At 57.8% G+C, this 14376-nt stretch carries 15 protein-coding genes; 11 read left to right on the top strand and 4 right to left on the bottom strand.

Annotated elements, in window-relative coordinates; translation table 11 throughout:
* Window positions 1–11: 11 nt before the first annotated feature.
* The gene (locus tag QMZ18_RS20110) at window positions 12–1502 is read left to right on the top strand and encodes a DEAD/DEAH box helicase (protein ID WP_282608139.1); all 1491 of its coding nucleotides are present in this window, start codon (window positions 12–14) and stop codon (window positions 1500–1502) included.
* 163 nt (window positions 1503–1665) lie between these two features.
* Window positions 1666–1908 (top strand): Lrp/AsnC ligand binding domain-containing protein, encoded by a 243-nt coding sequence (locus QMZ18_RS20105; protein WP_282608138.1) that lies wholly within the window; start codon window positions 1666–1668, stop codon window positions 1906–1908.
* Between the two features lie 27 nt (window positions 1909–1935).
* On the opposite strand, the gene QMZ18_RS20100 is transcribed toward QMZ18_RS20105, so the two are convergent.
* Window positions 1936–3018 carry a 2OG-Fe(II) oxygenase gene (locus QMZ18_RS20100; RefSeq protein ID WP_282608137.1) on the bottom strand — a complete coding sequence of 361 codons (1083 nt, stop codon included), beginning with the start codon at window positions 3016–3018 and terminating at the stop codon, window positions 1936–1938.
* A gap of 74 nt (window positions 3019–3092) precedes the next feature.
* On the bottom strand, window positions 3093–3821 hold the full coding sequence (locus tag QMZ18_RS20095; protein WP_282608136.1) for a hypothetical protein: 729 nt from the start codon (window positions 3819–3821) through the stop codon (window positions 3093–3095).
* Window positions 3822–4036: 215 nt separating this feature from the next.
* Here QMZ18_RS20095 and QMZ18_RS20090 point away from each other — a divergent pair, with 215 nt between their 5' ends.
* Window positions 4037–5230: a 3-phenylpropionate MFS transporter gene (locus QMZ18_RS20090; protein ID WP_282608135.1), complete on the top strand. Its 1194-nt coding sequence runs from the start codon at window positions 4037–4039 to the stop codon at window positions 5228–5230.
* A gap of 12 nt (window positions 5231–5242) precedes the next feature.
* On the opposite strand, the gene QMZ18_RS20085 is transcribed toward QMZ18_RS20090, so the two are convergent.
* Window positions 5243–5728: an Lrp/AsnC family transcriptional regulator gene (locus QMZ18_RS20085; protein ID WP_282608134.1), complete on the bottom strand. Its 486-nt coding sequence runs from the start codon at window positions 5726–5728 to the stop codon at window positions 5243–5245.
* A gap of 48 nt (window positions 5729–5776) precedes the next feature.
* Here QMZ18_RS20085 and QMZ18_RS20080 point away from each other — a divergent pair, with 48 nt between their 5' ends.
* On the top strand, window positions 5777–6964 hold the full coding sequence (locus QMZ18_RS20080; protein WP_282608133.1) for an MFS transporter: 1188 nt from the start codon (window positions 5777–5779) through the stop codon (window positions 6962–6964).
* Between the two features lie 44 nt (window positions 6965–7008).
* On the opposite strand, the gene upp is transcribed toward QMZ18_RS20080, so the two are convergent.
* Window positions 7009–7641: a uracil phosphoribosyltransferase gene (upp, locus tag QMZ18_RS20075; protein WP_282608132.1), complete on the bottom strand. Its 633-nt coding sequence runs from the start codon at window positions 7639–7641 to the stop codon at window positions 7009–7011.
* Window positions 7642–7937: 296 nt separating this feature from the next.
* Between upp and QMZ18_RS20070 the strand changes: the two genes are divergently transcribed.
* From QMZ18_RS20070 to QMZ18_RS20040, 7 genes are all read left to right on the top strand, one after another.
* Complete coding sequence (locus tag QMZ18_RS20070) at window positions 7938–8567, top strand: SUF system Fe-S cluster assembly regulator (protein ID WP_282608131.1); 630 nt, start codon at window positions 7938–7940, stop codon at window positions 8565–8567.
* A gap of 52 nt (window positions 8568–8619) precedes the next feature.
* On the top strand, window positions 8620–10074 hold the full coding sequence (gene sufB, locus QMZ18_RS20065; protein ID WP_282608130.1) for a Fe-S cluster assembly protein SufB: 1455 nt from the start codon (window positions 8620–8622) through the stop codon (window positions 10072–10074).
* Between the two features lie 55 nt (window positions 10075–10129).
* Window positions 10130–10879, top strand: a complete 750-nt coding sequence (gene sufC, locus QMZ18_RS20060) for a Fe-S cluster assembly ATPase SufC (RefSeq protein WP_282608129.1) — start codon at window positions 10130–10132, stop codon at window positions 10877–10879.
* Window positions 10880–10927: 48 nt separating this feature from the next.
* The gene (gene sufD / locus QMZ18_RS20055) at window positions 10928–12226 is read left to right on the top strand and encodes a Fe-S cluster assembly protein SufD (RefSeq protein ID WP_282608128.1); all 1299 of its coding nucleotides are present in this window, start codon (window positions 10928–10930) and stop codon (window positions 12224–12226) included.
* Between the two features lie 14 nt (window positions 12227–12240).
* Window positions 12241–13527: a cysteine desulfurase gene (locus QMZ18_RS20050; protein ID WP_282608127.1), complete on the top strand. Its 1287-nt coding sequence runs from the start codon at window positions 12241–12243 to the stop codon at window positions 13525–13527.
* Between the two features lie 56 nt (window positions 13528–13583).
* Window positions 13584–13961 (top strand): DUF59 domain-containing protein, encoded by a 378-nt coding sequence (locus tag QMZ18_RS20045; RefSeq protein WP_322097257.1) that lies wholly within the window; start codon window positions 13584–13586, stop codon window positions 13959–13961.
* 77 nt (window positions 13962–14038) lie between these two features.
* Entirely contained in the window at window positions 14039–14374 is a 336-nt protein-coding gene (locus tag QMZ18_RS20040) for an iron-sulfur cluster assembly accessory protein (RefSeq protein WP_322097256.1), read from the top strand.
* Window positions 14375–14376 lie beyond the last annotated feature (2 nt).

Here is a 14376-nt window from a genome sequence, read left to right as displayed (position 1 = left end):
GATTGAGCTACATGAATTTTTCTGATCTTGGACTAAGTCCAGAGATCCTGACGGCAGTCAACGATTCTGGTTACAACACCCCGACGCCGATTCAGGAACAAGCTATCCCCTATGTTTTGATGGGGCGTGACGTCCTTGGCTGTGCGCAGACAGGCACCGGCAAGACGGCTGGCTTTACACTTCCGATGATCGACATCTTGTCCAGTGGCCGGGCGCGCGCCCGCATGCCGCGGTCAGTGATCATTGCCCCGACCCGCGAACTCGCCGCACAGGTGTCGGAAAACTTCGAAAAGTACGGCAAGCACGGCAAGCTCTCGATGGCTCTGCTGATCGGCGGTTCGTCTTTTGTCGAACAAGAGAAGAAGCTGGATCGCGGTGTTGATGTCCTGATCGCAACGCCGGGACGGCTGCTCGATCTCTTTGAACGCGGCAAGATCCTGCTCGCCGACGTTAAAATTCTGGTGATCGACGAAGCTGACCGCATGCTCGACATGGGCTTCATCCCGGACGTCGAGCGCATCGTTTCGCTGCTGCCGAAGATCCGTCAGACCCTGTTCTTCTCGGCAACCATGGCGCCGGAGATCCGCCGCCTGGCAGACGCCTTCCTGATGAACCCAAAAGAAATTTCTGTCGACCCGCCTGCCTCGGCGGCAGAGACGGTCACGCAGGCCCTGGTGAAAGTCTCCGGCGACGCAAAAGCCAAACGCGCTGCATTGCGCGGTCTGATCAAAAGCGAAGAGGTCAAGAGCGGTCTCGTTTTCTGTAATCGCAAACGCGATGTCGACATTGTGTTCAAATCTCTTAAAAGGCATGAGTTTTCGGTTGTCGCTCTGCACGGAGACATGGCTCAGCCGGTCCGCATGGAGACGCTGGACGACTTCAAGAACAGCAAATCCGAGATTATGGTCTGTTCCGATGTGGCGGCCCGCGGTCTAGATATCCCCGCAGTCTCCCATGTCTTTAACTTCGATGTGCCGATAAATGCCGAGGACTACGTGCACCGGATCGGACGCACTGGTCGCGCCGGGCGTTCGGGTAAAGCCTTTACACTGGCATTACCCGAAGAAAGCCGCGCGCTGGCAAACGTCGTCGCGGTGATCAAACGCGATATTCCGATTGTCGAGCTTGAGGACGTTGAAGGCTGGAGTGCTGAGGAGGAAGCTGGCGGACGAAGCCGCAAACGGCGCAGCAGCTCGCGCAGCACCAGCGAGCCCCGCAGTGGATCCAGGGGCCGCAAGACTTCAGACGGCCGCAAAAGCAATTCTAATGCACGCCTGAAAGTCGTCAGCGATCGCGACGATGATCCTGCGAATGCCGAACAGCCAGATGTCGTGGCTGAGTCGCCGAAACCACGGCGACAGCCCGCAGCGAAAGCAAAACCGGCCAGAACCAAGACCGCGCCGGCCTCATCGCGTGACGATATCGATGATGCAGCCGATAACAGCAGCGCATTCGGTGACCACACACCGGCCTTTATGCTTCGTTCTGCACAGGTTGCGTGATCGCAGTCACACTTCGACTGTTGCGCAAAATGAGACTGTCAAGAAAATGGGCCCCAACTCGGGCCCATTTTTCTTTGCCAGCTTAACAATCGCACTTTAGATTCCCAGTGACAGCCCCTGCCCCCGCCGAAGACCGGCGTTTCAGTGGAGTTCTTGACGCGAAATGCAGACTATCTTCGTCAATATCAAATGCGAACTCGGCAAAGCTTACCAAGTTGCAGATCAGGCCGTCCAAACCGTCGAGCAGGTTTCAGAGGTGCATTCGACGTCCGGTCAGTATGATCTGATGCTGAAGTGTTTCCTCGGGGACAAGGATGACATCGGGCATTTTGTCACTGAATCGATCCAAACCCTGCCCGGGATCAAGGACACCTTCACGATCGTCGCCTATAAGGCTTTCGGATAAACGCAGTCTTGCGTGCGGTGAGCTGCCTCAATCTCCAAAAAAATGTGTCCCCAGGATAAAGCGCCGCCCCGCGGTCACCGGCCGGACTTCATGGAGTAGCGAACAGGACCAGATAATCGCGCAACCGGTCTCTACAAGGTATTCCTGCCCGCCATACTCGCGAAACTGTAGCGCGCCCCCCTCAAATTCCTCGGCATTCAGAGTCACGGACACAGTAAAACGCCGATGGCGGGTCTTGGCTGTCGGGTTGTCCCGATGCGGCGCCAGGTAATCGCCCGGTCCATAGGCTGCGATCCGGTATTCTTCACGTTTGGAAAATCCGGTCTGGAACGCCTTTTCGACCTCTGGCTTGATCCTGCGGATGATCTTGGCATCGAGATAGCGCTGTATCTGCGGGTCACGAACCACGTACTGCAAGACCTTGTAAGGTTCTTCGCCTTGAACCTTGAAGTCGCCTGGCTCGGCTTCATGGCCGTCGCAGACCAGTCCGTCCGTTGTCCAGACCGGAACCGGCTGGTGCCAGATCTGAATGAGCCGGGCGCAGTCTTCGGGCGTCAGCACCCGTTTGACCACAATGACCGGCGCATGGGCACGCAGCCTGTCATGCTCTTGCTCGTCGGCAGTGGCTTTCAGCAAGTCCAGGGCTTGTCTGATGTAACCGCCGCGGCCGCCCATGATACCGCAGACGCGCGCCTGCTGGTCCAGAACAAGCGCAACCACACCACAGCCAGATGGCGCGGGCTCCAGTCCGCAGGCTCTGAACAGCAAGCCCTGAAGATCCGATAGGAAATGAATGGACAGTCCGAGGCGATCCCGAAGATGGCCATTCTCCCCTTCTGTCCGGCGTGTGATCGCCAGTATGACGACATCGTCCGTCAATCCAGGATCGAGCTGATCTCTAAGGTCGGACAGGTCTCTTTCGAAATCCGGATCCGCTTCGCCCCTGGAACACTCGAAGACCAGCAACATCGGCAAGCCGGCGACCGTGTCTGACAGGCTTTGGAACGTGAAACCATCTTGATCAGGCAACGAAAAAGGGTCGATCCGATCGCCGGCTTCGAGCTGCAGCGCCGTATCAAACGGAATCGGAACGTCAGTAAGCTTGGTCATCCCCACCCCCAATCGCTCGCTGCCAACAGCATGATCCCTCAGACTTCCCCCGACAAGTCCGACGATCATTCTGCTTAAAGGGCCTCAAAGGGATCGATGTGCGACCAGTCGCTTGCCAGGATTGCCTGCCAGCAGTTTTCCGGGCTATGGGCACCGACAATGCTTTTTTCTCCCAGCACGTTCGGCATTTCGACAACGACGCCAAGATGATCCCGCCCAAGAACGTGAGTCGAAACCAGATCCGTATCGAGCGCGAAATTCAGCCCCGTCGCCGCAGCGCCCGGCATAGGCCCGGTCGTAGACACAACAACGTTTCCAGGAACCTCCTTCAAGCGTTTACCAAGCGCGCCCGACGTCACTGCATTACGCATTGCGGGGGCATTGAAGGTTACAAAGGGCACGTTGCGCGTGATTCCGCAGACCTGTGCCAATCCGCCTCCCAGGGAGTGCCCGGTGACGGTGACGCGCCCATCAGGTCCGACGAGCCGTTTCGCCTCATCTATCAACTTGCCTGCCGAATTGGCCTGCGAAGGAATACAGCCGAGCGCAATCTTGATGTCAGCAATGGCATCCTGGAACAGCTTCCCGAGCTGATCCGGATTGGTGCCGCAACAGCTGACCACCACATCCTTACCCTTTTGGAAAATTGCGCCTTGAAAACCGTCGCCGAACAGGCCGCCCTTGACGAATTTCTGAACCTTCCAGTCATCGACCATATAGCCCGGCGGTGAGTCATAGTATTGCCGCGTATTTGTGTAATAGGACGCAATCGCCATCTTGGCGTAGTCGAGACAGTATGCCATTTCAGATTCACCTTCCCCAAAAGCCAACTTGTACAGACAAGCTGGCACGCCGCTTATTCATTCGCTTGCAAACAGCATAAAAGGCTCTGAAGGAAATACCACGTCCTCAAACGTGCAATACGAGAAATGCCATCTAAAATATTGAATTTAATAACTTTACCTGCGCCGGATCGCGTGCAATCTTGCGCCGAATCAACCAATCCCGCCCAGATTTCATGTCGAGCACACAACTCTCGGTTCGCTACGCGGCCTTTTATGCTGCGATCTTCGCGGCCATCGGTATTTACATTCCCTTCTGGCCTCTTTGGCTCGGAGCAAAAGGACTGAGTGCCGAGGAAATTGCAGCGCTGCTGGCCACGGCATCCTGGCTCAAAATCGCGACAACACCGGGCTTCGCACAGATTTCGGATCGCAGCGGACGGCCGAAAGCCACGATGATCGCAGTTGCTCTGATCGCCGTTACCGCGTTTGCGCTTCTTTCAGGTGCTGCCGGCTTTTGGATGATTCTGGCCATCAGCCTGATTGCACTTGCGGCTATGCACGCATTGCCGCCGCTTTGCGACAGCCAGACTCTGGCGGCAGTCTATGGCCAGGGGCTCGACTACGGCCGTATCCGGCTCTGGGGATCGATCGGTTTTATTGCCGCTGCGGCCGCCGCCGGACCATTGGTCGAAAGCTATGGTATCGACGCGTTTCTTCCTTTGCTGGTCGTCCTGCTGCTGATCACGCTTGGCACGGTCGTCGCCCTGCCCGGTCAAAGGCATGAACGCAAGGAACGGTCGGAGAGCCCCCGGCAGAACAAGGGAAGTTGGCGTCCTTTGCTGCAGCCCCGCTTTCTGATCTTTCTGGTCTGTGCGAGTCTGCTGCAGGCAAGTCATGCGACTTACTACGCCTTCTCGACGATCCACTGGCAGGCTGCGGGTCACAGCGAAAGCGTGATCGGCCTGCTTTGGGCGGAAGGCGTCGTCGCTGAAGTCTTCCTTTTCGCCGTCAGCGGCAAGATCACCGGCCGCCTGCGCCCCAGTCTGCTATTGCTCATCGGCGGCGCTTGCGGAGTCGTGCGCTGGCTGGTGATCGGCGAAACCACTTGGCTGCCCGCGTTGGTCGGGGTTCAGTTGCTGCATGCGGGAACCTTTGGCGCCACCCACCTGGGTGCCATGCATTTCATCGCCAGACGCGCGCCCAAGGGATCGGCAGCTACGGCGCAGAGCCTTTATGCAGCAATCTCGGGCGGCCTTGGTATGGGCCTGGGGCTTTTGCTGGCAGGTCTGCTCTACAGTGAGAGCCCCGCATTTGCCTTTTTCGCCATGGCAGGACTGGCAGGCCTCGCCATCCTGCTCGCGTTTCGGCTCTTGAGTTTTCCGAGAGCAGCAGAAGAAGCGGACGCGGATAGAACCGTTCCACAATAGCGAGTGATCAAGTTAACTCGGCCCCCGCTCCAGGTAGGTGCTGAGCACCACATAGCTTCGGGTCCCCTTCACGCCGTCGATCTTGTAGATCCGAGCGAGCAGGTCTTCCAGGGCCTGGGTTCCAGGCATGCGCACCTTCAGGACCACGCAGGTATCACCGGTTACCGTGTGGATCTCCTCCACCTCGTCCAGCTCCGCGAGGGCGCGCATCGGCGACTTCGCCCCCCAACCGGAGGTGTCGACGTGAATAAAAGATAGCAGAGGCCGCCCGATCTTCTCCCCATCCAACAGGGCCACCGTGGCCTTTATATAGCCGTCGCGTTTAAGGCGCTTTACCCGTTCATGCACGGCTGGTGGCGAGAGATGAATCCGTTCGCCCAAATCGGCGTATGACGCAGTTGCGTCCTGCGACAACAGCCTTAACAACATTCGGTCTTTTGCATCCGGGACCGCCTTTGTGCGCCCGTTACTCCGAAGCTCATTCGTTTCTTTCGACATCGTTCAAAACCTCGTTGCGACCGAATTTAATTCGGTGATTATAGCTTTATGCCGAACGTAAATAAATCCAGTAGCTATACGACAGTCGTTCTTCTCGGCGTGGTCGCCACTGTCGGATCCAACTCCCTCGTGCTCAGCCCAATCCTGACAGACGTATCGCAGGGGCTCGAGACAAGCCCCGCGATCACAGCCCGGGCGATCGCCGCTTATGGGGGCGCAACCGCGCTGTCGGCAGTGCTGTTGGCGCCGCTGATCGATCGTTTTGGTTCAAGGAAAATGCTGTTGCGCGGACTGCTGGCCCTCTTTGTCGGTATCGCACTGAGCTCGTTCGCACATAACTGGATCATGCTCGCCCTGGCACAGGCCCTGGCCGGTTTAGGCGCGGGTGTGGTTCTACCCTCGACCTATGCCCTAGCCACAAAAACCGCGCCGAAGGGTCAGGAAGCACGCGTGCTCGGGCGGGTTCTGACCGGCTGGTCGCTATCGTTGGTGCTCGGGGTACCGGTTTCAGCGGTGATTGCGGACGCATTGGGCTGGCGCGCGTGCTTTGCCACTCTCGGCCTCCTGGCGCTTGCGACACTGCTGGGTCTGCGTCTGATCCCCAATGATCAGCCGAACGACCTTGGTGCCCGCCTGTCTTTTATACGATCGCTGCGCGATGCCGTTACAGGCGATATCGCCCTGCTTCTGATGATCTGTTTCGCTTACATGATCGCTTTCTATGGTGTCTACCCCTTCATTGGCGATCATGTGCGCAGCAGACTTGGTGCCTCGACTTCCTTCGCCGGTCTGTTTTCGCTGGCCTACGGAATAGGCTTTGGGGCAGCAAGCCTCGCGGATGGTATTTTGGATCGCTATGATGCAAAGAGGCTCTTTCCCTTTGCTCTGCTCGGCATTGGCCTAACCTATGCAGCGATTGTGCCCGCCGGTGCCGATTTGAGCCTGCTGCTCGGCATCTGCCTGCTCTGGGGTTTTCTCAACCACTTCGGACTCAACATCCTGGTACTGCTGCTCAGTGCCGCCGCGGGCGAGGCGCGCGGCGCAGTTCTGGGCATCAACTCGGCGGTGACTTATCTGGGCGCCTTGAGCGGTGCCGCGCTCTTTGGTCTGATTTACGAGCAGCAGGGGTTGGCACGCATCGCTTTGCTGGCCGCAGGCTTTTTGCTGGCCGCTGCTGTCACCGGTTGGTGCAGATTGTTGCGGGGGAGAACGGATCCAGTCCGGAGTGGCCAATAACGACTCAATCGGTGGACTGATTGGCTCCGGTGACCTTACCTTGCCTATTTGGTTCCGTAGATCCGGTCGCCGGCATCCCCAAGACCCGGGACGATATAGCCCTTTTCGTTGAGTTTCTGATCCAGCGCCGCGGTAAAGATCGGGACGTCGGGATGAGCTTCGATCAGGGTTTTGACGCCTTCGGGTGCCGCAAGCAGGCAGACGAACTTGATGTGCTGTGCCCCAGCATCCTTGAGCCGCTGGATCGCCGCAACCGCGGTATGGCCCGTGGCCAGCATCGGATCGCAGACGATGGTCAGCCGACCCGTCATATCTTCGGGGACCTTAAAGTAGTACTCGATCGCTTCCAGGGTTTCGTGATCGCGATAGAGGCCGACGTGACCGGCCCGGGCCGAGGGCAGAAGATCGAGCATGCCTTCCAGAATCCCGTTACCGGCACGCAGGATCGAAATGAAGCAGGGTTCCAGGTCTTTCAAGACCGGCAGCATGGCCCGTGCCATCGGTGTTTCGATCTCGGCTTCGGCGAGCGGAAGATCTCGTGTCACTTCGTAGGCGAGCAGCAGGCTGATCTCGCGCAGCAGGCGCCGAAAATCCGCGGACGGCGTGTCTTTCGAGCGCATCTGCGACAGCTTGTACTGCACCAGCGGGTGTTCGACGATCTTGAGGTTTTTGCTCATGGTTCTTTTTGCCTTCCCTGCCCATGCTCCGTGAAGATGCCCTGCGCTGTTCTGCCGCAGTTGGCGAATAACGCTGCGCACCGGCGCCGGATTTACGTCGGCGATTGATAAAAGAGCGGATGCCTCCTGTCCAGAACACGTTGAGCAGCCTGCAAAATCAGGTGGAAATTAAATTTAATCGCTAATGAGAATTACTCGCACTAACTTCTTCAACAATTGCCCTTGCGTTTTGTTTTCGCTGTTATATTTAAATCCATACTGATTTGGTCTGGATTAAAAAGTTAAACTGGACCAAAATGGTATGGATTAGATGGCACGTCGGAAAAATCTCGTTTCAGACACCTCTTCCTACCGACACCGAAAAGGAAGCCTTCCGGGTTCCACGCGCGTCTGGTGTCGAAGAGAACCGCGACGAGGATTGGCAAGATAGCTATGGACGGCGCGCCCTGGAGATCGAGATGTTCAGACTGAATCGGCTTACAGATTACGCGGTCGTCGTGATGTCCCAGATGGCCTTGCGCCCGGACGAAACGAACAGCGCCCATGATATCGCCGCTGATACCGGCGTGCCGCTGCCGACGGTCTCGAAACTGCTCGGCACCTTGGCCCGGGCCGGTCTGATGACCTCTCAGCGCGGTGTGACCGGCGGTTATGCGCTGAGCCGTGCGGCAGAAGATATCACCATGGCGGAGATCATTCAGGCGCTGGAAGGCCCCATTGCACTGACCGCCTGCGTCGAAGGTGCCGAGAGTAACTGCGAGGTAGAATCCCTCTGCCCGATGCGCGGTAACTGGAACCGGGTCAACACTGCCATTCATGCGGCGCTGTCGAGCGTCACGCTGGCCGATATGAGCATCGCCCTGCCGATGTTCGGTGTGCCGGCAAGCGACGAGACAGAACGCGAACCACAACGCGGCAACGCGTAGAGACTTATCAGAAAACGCCGTTAAGGTATTGACGAGCTAGGAGAAATTGGCGATGGCCGCCACAGTTGAGACGGTAGATCAAGTTCGTGCACTTGCGGACGATAAGTACAAGTACGGTTTCGTTACTGACATCGAAGCCGATACCGCACCCAAAGGTCTGGACGAAAGCACGATCCGCTTTATCTCGGCGAAAAAGGAAGAGCCGGAGTGGCTGCTTGAGTGGCGTCTGCGTGCCTATGAGCAATGGTTGACCATGCCTGAGCCTGAATGGGCCAAGGTCGACTTCCCAGCCATCGACTATCAGGACGCCTACTACTACTCAGCGCCGAAGACAAAGGAAGGGCCGAAGAGCCTGGACGAGGTCGATCCCGAACTGCTGCGCACCTACGAAAAGCTCGGCATTCCGCTGCGGGAGCAGGAAATGCTTGCGGGCGTGGCCGTCGACGCCGTCTTCGACAGCATCTCGGTCGCGACGACGTTCAGAGCCAAGCTTGCGGAAAAAGGCGTGATTTTCTGCTCCATTTCCGAAGCGATCAAAGACCACCCCGATCTGGTGCGAAAGTATCTCGGTTCTGTCGTTCCTTACGGCGACAATAAGCATGCCTGCCTGAATTCAGCGGTCTTTACCGACGGCTCCTTCGTCTACATCCCCAAGGGCGTACGCTGCCCGATGGAACTCTCGACCTATTTCCGGATTAATGCCGCCAACACGGGCCAATTCGAGCGCACCCTGATCATCGCCGACGAAGGCTCGTATGTGAGCTACCTGGAAGGCTGTACGGCGCCGATGCGCGATGAAAACCAGCTGCATGCCGCCGTGGTCGAGCTGATCACGCTGGACGACGCCGAGATCAAATACTCAACGGTTCAGAACTGGTATCCTGGCGACGAAAACGGCCTGGGTGGTATATACAACTTCGTCACCAAGCGCGGTGCCTGCCGCGGACGCAACTCCAAGATCTCCTGGACCCAGGTTGAAACCGGCTCGGCGATCACCTGGAAGTATCCAAGCTGCATCCTGCAGGGCGACAATTCGGTCGGCGAGTTCTACTCCATCGCCATCACCAACAACATGCAGCAGGCCGATACCGGCACCAAGATGATCCATTTGGGCAAGAACACCACTTCGCGCATCATCGCCAAGGGAATCTCAGCCGGTAAATCGCAAAGCACCTATCGCGGTCTGGTGCGGATGGGCGCCAAGGCGAAAGGCGCACGCAACTACACCCAGTGCGATTCGCTGCTGATCGGAGACAAGTGCGGCGCCCACACCGTACCCTATATCGAAAGCCGCAATTCGACGGCCCAGGTCGAGCACGAGGCTACCACATCGAAGATCAGCGAAGATCAGCTGTTCTATTGCCGGCAGCGCGGCATCGGCGAGGAAGATGCGGTGGCCCTGGTGGTCAACGGCTTCTGCCGGGAAGTGCTGCAGCAGCTACCCATGGAATTCGCCGTCGAAGCCCAGAAGCTTGTCGGAATCAGCCTCGAAGGCAGTGTCGGATAACACCGACAGCCATAGATGATTTGAAAACAATAAGATAACGAAGGTTCCAAGCGTAATGCTCGAAATCAAAAACCTCCATGCCAGCGTCGAAGACAAGCCGATTCTGCGCGGCATTGACCTGACCATCCAGCCAGGCGAAGTGCACGCAATCATGGGTCCCAACGGCTCGGGCAAGAGCACTCTTGCCCATGTCATGACCGGCCGGGATGGCTATGAGGTCACGGAAGGCGAGGTTCTGTACCGCGGCAAGAACATTCTGGAGATGGCGCCCGAAGAGCGTGCCGGCGAAGGCCTGTTCTTGGCCTTCCAATACCCGGTCGAAATCCCAGGCGTCACCAACACCACCTTCATGAAGGAAGCGCTCAATTCTATCCGCAGGTATCGCGGCGAGGACGAATTGGACGCCATGCAGTTCATGAAGGTGATCCGCGAAAAGACCAAACAGCTCGGCGTTTCCAGCGACATGCTCAAGCGCGCCGTGAACGTCGGCTTCTCGGGCGGCGAGAAAAAACGCAACGACATCCTGCAGATGGCCGTGCTGGAACCGACCCTGGCGATCCTGGATGAGACCGACAGCGGACTGGATATCGACGCATTGAAGACCGTCGCGGACGGTGTGAACCTGCTGCGGTCGCCGGAAAACGCCACGCTGGTGATTACCCACTATCAGCGCCTGCTGGATTACATCGTGCCTGACTTCGTGCACGTGCTGGCCAGCGGACGCATCGTCAAATCCGGCGACAAGACCCTCGCACAAGAGCTTGAAAAGAAAGGCTATGCGGAGTTCACCGGCCAAGCCGCGTAAGCACATCGCAGCAAGCAGTTAAGACCAGGCATGAAGCAAGATAACGCAATGACCACCCCCTTTGTCGATCAGTACGACAGCCTCAAACCGGAGCTCCCCGGGTCAGCCCTGCCGTGGATGACAGCCCTGCGGGACCGGGCCATGGATGCCTTTTCCGCAAGCGGCCTGCCGACTCAGCGCAGAGAGTCCTGGAAATACACCAATCTGCGCAACTTAACGCAGCTTGAGCTGGACGGGCAGTCGCTTGCGCCGAGGCCGGTCAGTATCGACCGAGCGCCCAGTCTTCTACCCGATGGCAGCGCCTATCGGATCGTTTTTGTAAACGGTGATTTTCGCGCTGACCTGTCCGATCTGGCGGATCTGCCGGCAGGTGCTGTTATCGGCGGGGTAGCCGCTTTGTCCGAAGACGAGCCTGAGTGCGTGGAAAGGCTGCTGGCTCAGCATAAGGGCATTGAAGACCAGCCTCTCGTCGCCCTCAACACGGCATTGATGCGCGATGGCCTGCTGTTGCAGCTCGACGCTGGCTGCAAGCTTGAACGGGTACTGGAAGTAATCCACGTCAATTCAGCGCAGAACGGCGTCTTTGCCCATAACGCGCGGAACTTGATTTCCCTGGGCGCCGGCAGCGAAGCGACGATTCTTGAGCATCATCTGGGCCTGGACGATTCTGCCTATTACATTAACGCGGCGAACGACGTGACCCTCGACGAAGATGCGACGCTGCGCCACTACCGGATCCAGGCCGAGGGCAAGAACGCGGTTCACACCAGTACGACGAACGGAGAGCTCGCAGGCAACAGCTTCTACGACGGCTATACGCTGAGTGTCGGCGCCGCTCTGTCGCGGAATGAAACCAAGATGAACTTAACGGCCGAGGGGGCGAACTGCCATTTGAACGGTGGTTACCTGATGCGCAGCCAACAGCACTGCGATACCACCACGGTCGTTGAGCATCTGGCGCCGCAAACCTCCTGTCGGGAAGTCTTCAAAGGCGTGCTGGACGGACGTTCGCGCGGTGTATTTCAGGGACGCATCGTCGTCCGGCCCAACGCCCAGCAGACCGACGGCCATCAGCTGAACAAGGTCCTGCTGCTTACAGACACAGCGGAGATTAATGCCAAGCCGGAGTTGGAGATCTACGCCGACGACGTAAAATGCAGCCATGGCTGCTCCGCCGGCGAAGTCGATCATGATGCCCTTTTCTACCTGCGCTCCCGCGGACTCTCAGAAACCTCAGCAAAAGCACTGTTAATACAAGCTTTTCTTGCAGAGTCCGTAAGTGAAATTGGCGCGGTGGAGCTGCAGGATCTGTTTCTTGAAAAAATCTCGGATTGGCTGGCGGTATGACAATGGAGCAGAGCATGAGCGGTGCGACACTGGCCCCCCAAGACGCGGCGGTTGCCACGTCGATCGGCGATAACTCGATCGCCTCTTACGATGTCGAAGCCGTGCGCAGAGACTTTCCGATTCTAGGTCAGGAAGTTTACGGTAAGCCTTTGGTCTATCTGGACAATGCGGCAAGCGCACAAAAACCGGCCGTGGTGATCGACAGCATGCGCGAGACCATGGAGACCTACTACTCCAATGTCCACCGCGGTCTTCACCGGCTCAGCCAGCTCTCGACCGACGCCTTCGAAGCGGCGCGCGATAAGGTTGCCGGGTTCATCAACGCCGAAAGCAGCGACGAGATCGTGTTCCTGCGCGGTGCAACGGAAGCGATCAATCTGGTGGCCTTCAGTTATGGCCGGGCTTTCCTGAAAGCCGGAGACGAAGTCTTGATCTCCGAAATGGAGCATCACGCCAACATCGTTCCCTGGCAGCTGCTGCGCGACGAGACCGGCATCGTCATCAAGGTTGTGCCCATCGATGACGATGGCAACCTCATGCTCGAGACTTACAAGGAACTCTTGAGCCCGAAGACCAAGCTCGTGGCGATGACCCATATCTCCAACGCCCTGGGGACCATCGTACCGATCAAGGAAGTCATCCGCCTCGCTCACGCCGCCGGCGCGAAGGTGCTGGTTGACGGCTGTCAGGCGGGACCGCACATGAAGATCGATGTGCGGGACCTGGATGCCGACTTCTACTGTTTCTCCAGCCACAAGGTTTACGGTCCCACCGGGATTGGCGTGCTCTATGGTAAACTCGACATCTTAAACTCCATGCCGCCCCATCACGGTGGCGGAGAGATGATCGACCGGGTGACCTTCGAGAAAACCACTTACAAAGAAGCGCCGCACCGCTTTGAGCCGGGCACGCCGGCCATTATCGAGGCAATCGGCTTCGGCGCAGCAGTGGATTACGTCAAAAATTTGGGCCAGGAGCGTATTGCTGCCCACGAGCACGGCCTGATGGCGTACGCGACAGAGCGTATGTCCGAGATCGAAGGTGTACGCATCATTGGTCAAGCCCAGGAGAAGGCTAGCATCGTCTCCTTCGTCATGGATAGCGCACATGCCCACGATATCGGCACCATCATTGACCGGGCAGGCGTCGCCGTACGTGCCGGCCATCACTGCGCACAGCCATTAATGGCGCGTTTCGAGGTCAGCGCGACCGCGCGCGCCTCCTTCGGCCTCTATAACACCCGTGCGGAGGTCGATGCCTTGGTTGCCGCACTCTACAAGGTCAAGGAGCTGCTGGGCTGATGAGCGAATTCAAACATCCCCTCGATTCCGCCGGTGGTCCTGGTCTTGCGCATTTCATGCCCGGCGGCCAGGTAGCCGAGGGCGAAGAACTGACGGCCCGGGCCGGCGCACCCCTGGAACCAGGGGCCAAGGTTGCGGACGAGGATACGGTGATCGAAGCGCTTCGGACCGTGCACGATCCGGAAATTCCGGTGAACCTCTACGATCTGGGCCTGATCTACAGCATCGATATTGCTAAAGACGGCTCGGTCGTAATCGAAATGTCCCTGACCGCACCGGCTTGCCCGGTCGCTGGGGAAATGCCCTTCGATGTGGCCAGAGCCGTTGCCGGGGCAGAAGGAGTGGGCGAAGTTGCCGTCACACTGATCTGGGATCCGCCCTGGACTCCCGAGAGGATGTCGGAAGATGCCCAGCTGGCTCTCGGGCTATTTTGAAAGAACTATTCCAAAATTAAGTTTTCTGCCCATATAACTCTTGAGAAATCTGAGGTAGACTGACCGCCATGTTCGATATGTCAAAACCCATGATCACCATGACCGACGCTGCGGCGGACCGGGTCAAGGAGCTGATCGGACGCAGTGAAAAGCCGGTACTCGGCCTGCGCGTCGGCGTCAATTCGCGTGGTTGCTCGGGCATGAGCTACGTCGTGGAGTATGCCGAAGAACAGCGGCGTTTCGAAGACATCGTCGAGGACAAGGGCGTTAAGATCTTCATAGATCCGACCGCCGTGATGTTTTTGATCGGCAGCGAAATGGACTACGTTGAAGATAAATTTCAAACCGGCTTCGTGTTCACCAATCCCAACGAAAAGGGACGCTGTGGCTGCGGCGAGAGCTTTCACGTCTAAAG

It is taken from the genome of Pelagibius sp. Alg239-R121 (assembly GCF_947331435.1).
Taxonomy (GTDB): Bacteria; Pseudomonadota; Alphaproteobacteria; order Kiloniellales; family Kiloniellaceae; genus Denitrobaculum.
The sequence above is the reverse complement of the archived record's forward strand: the minus strand, read 5'-3'. Positions and strand labels throughout refer to the sequence as shown.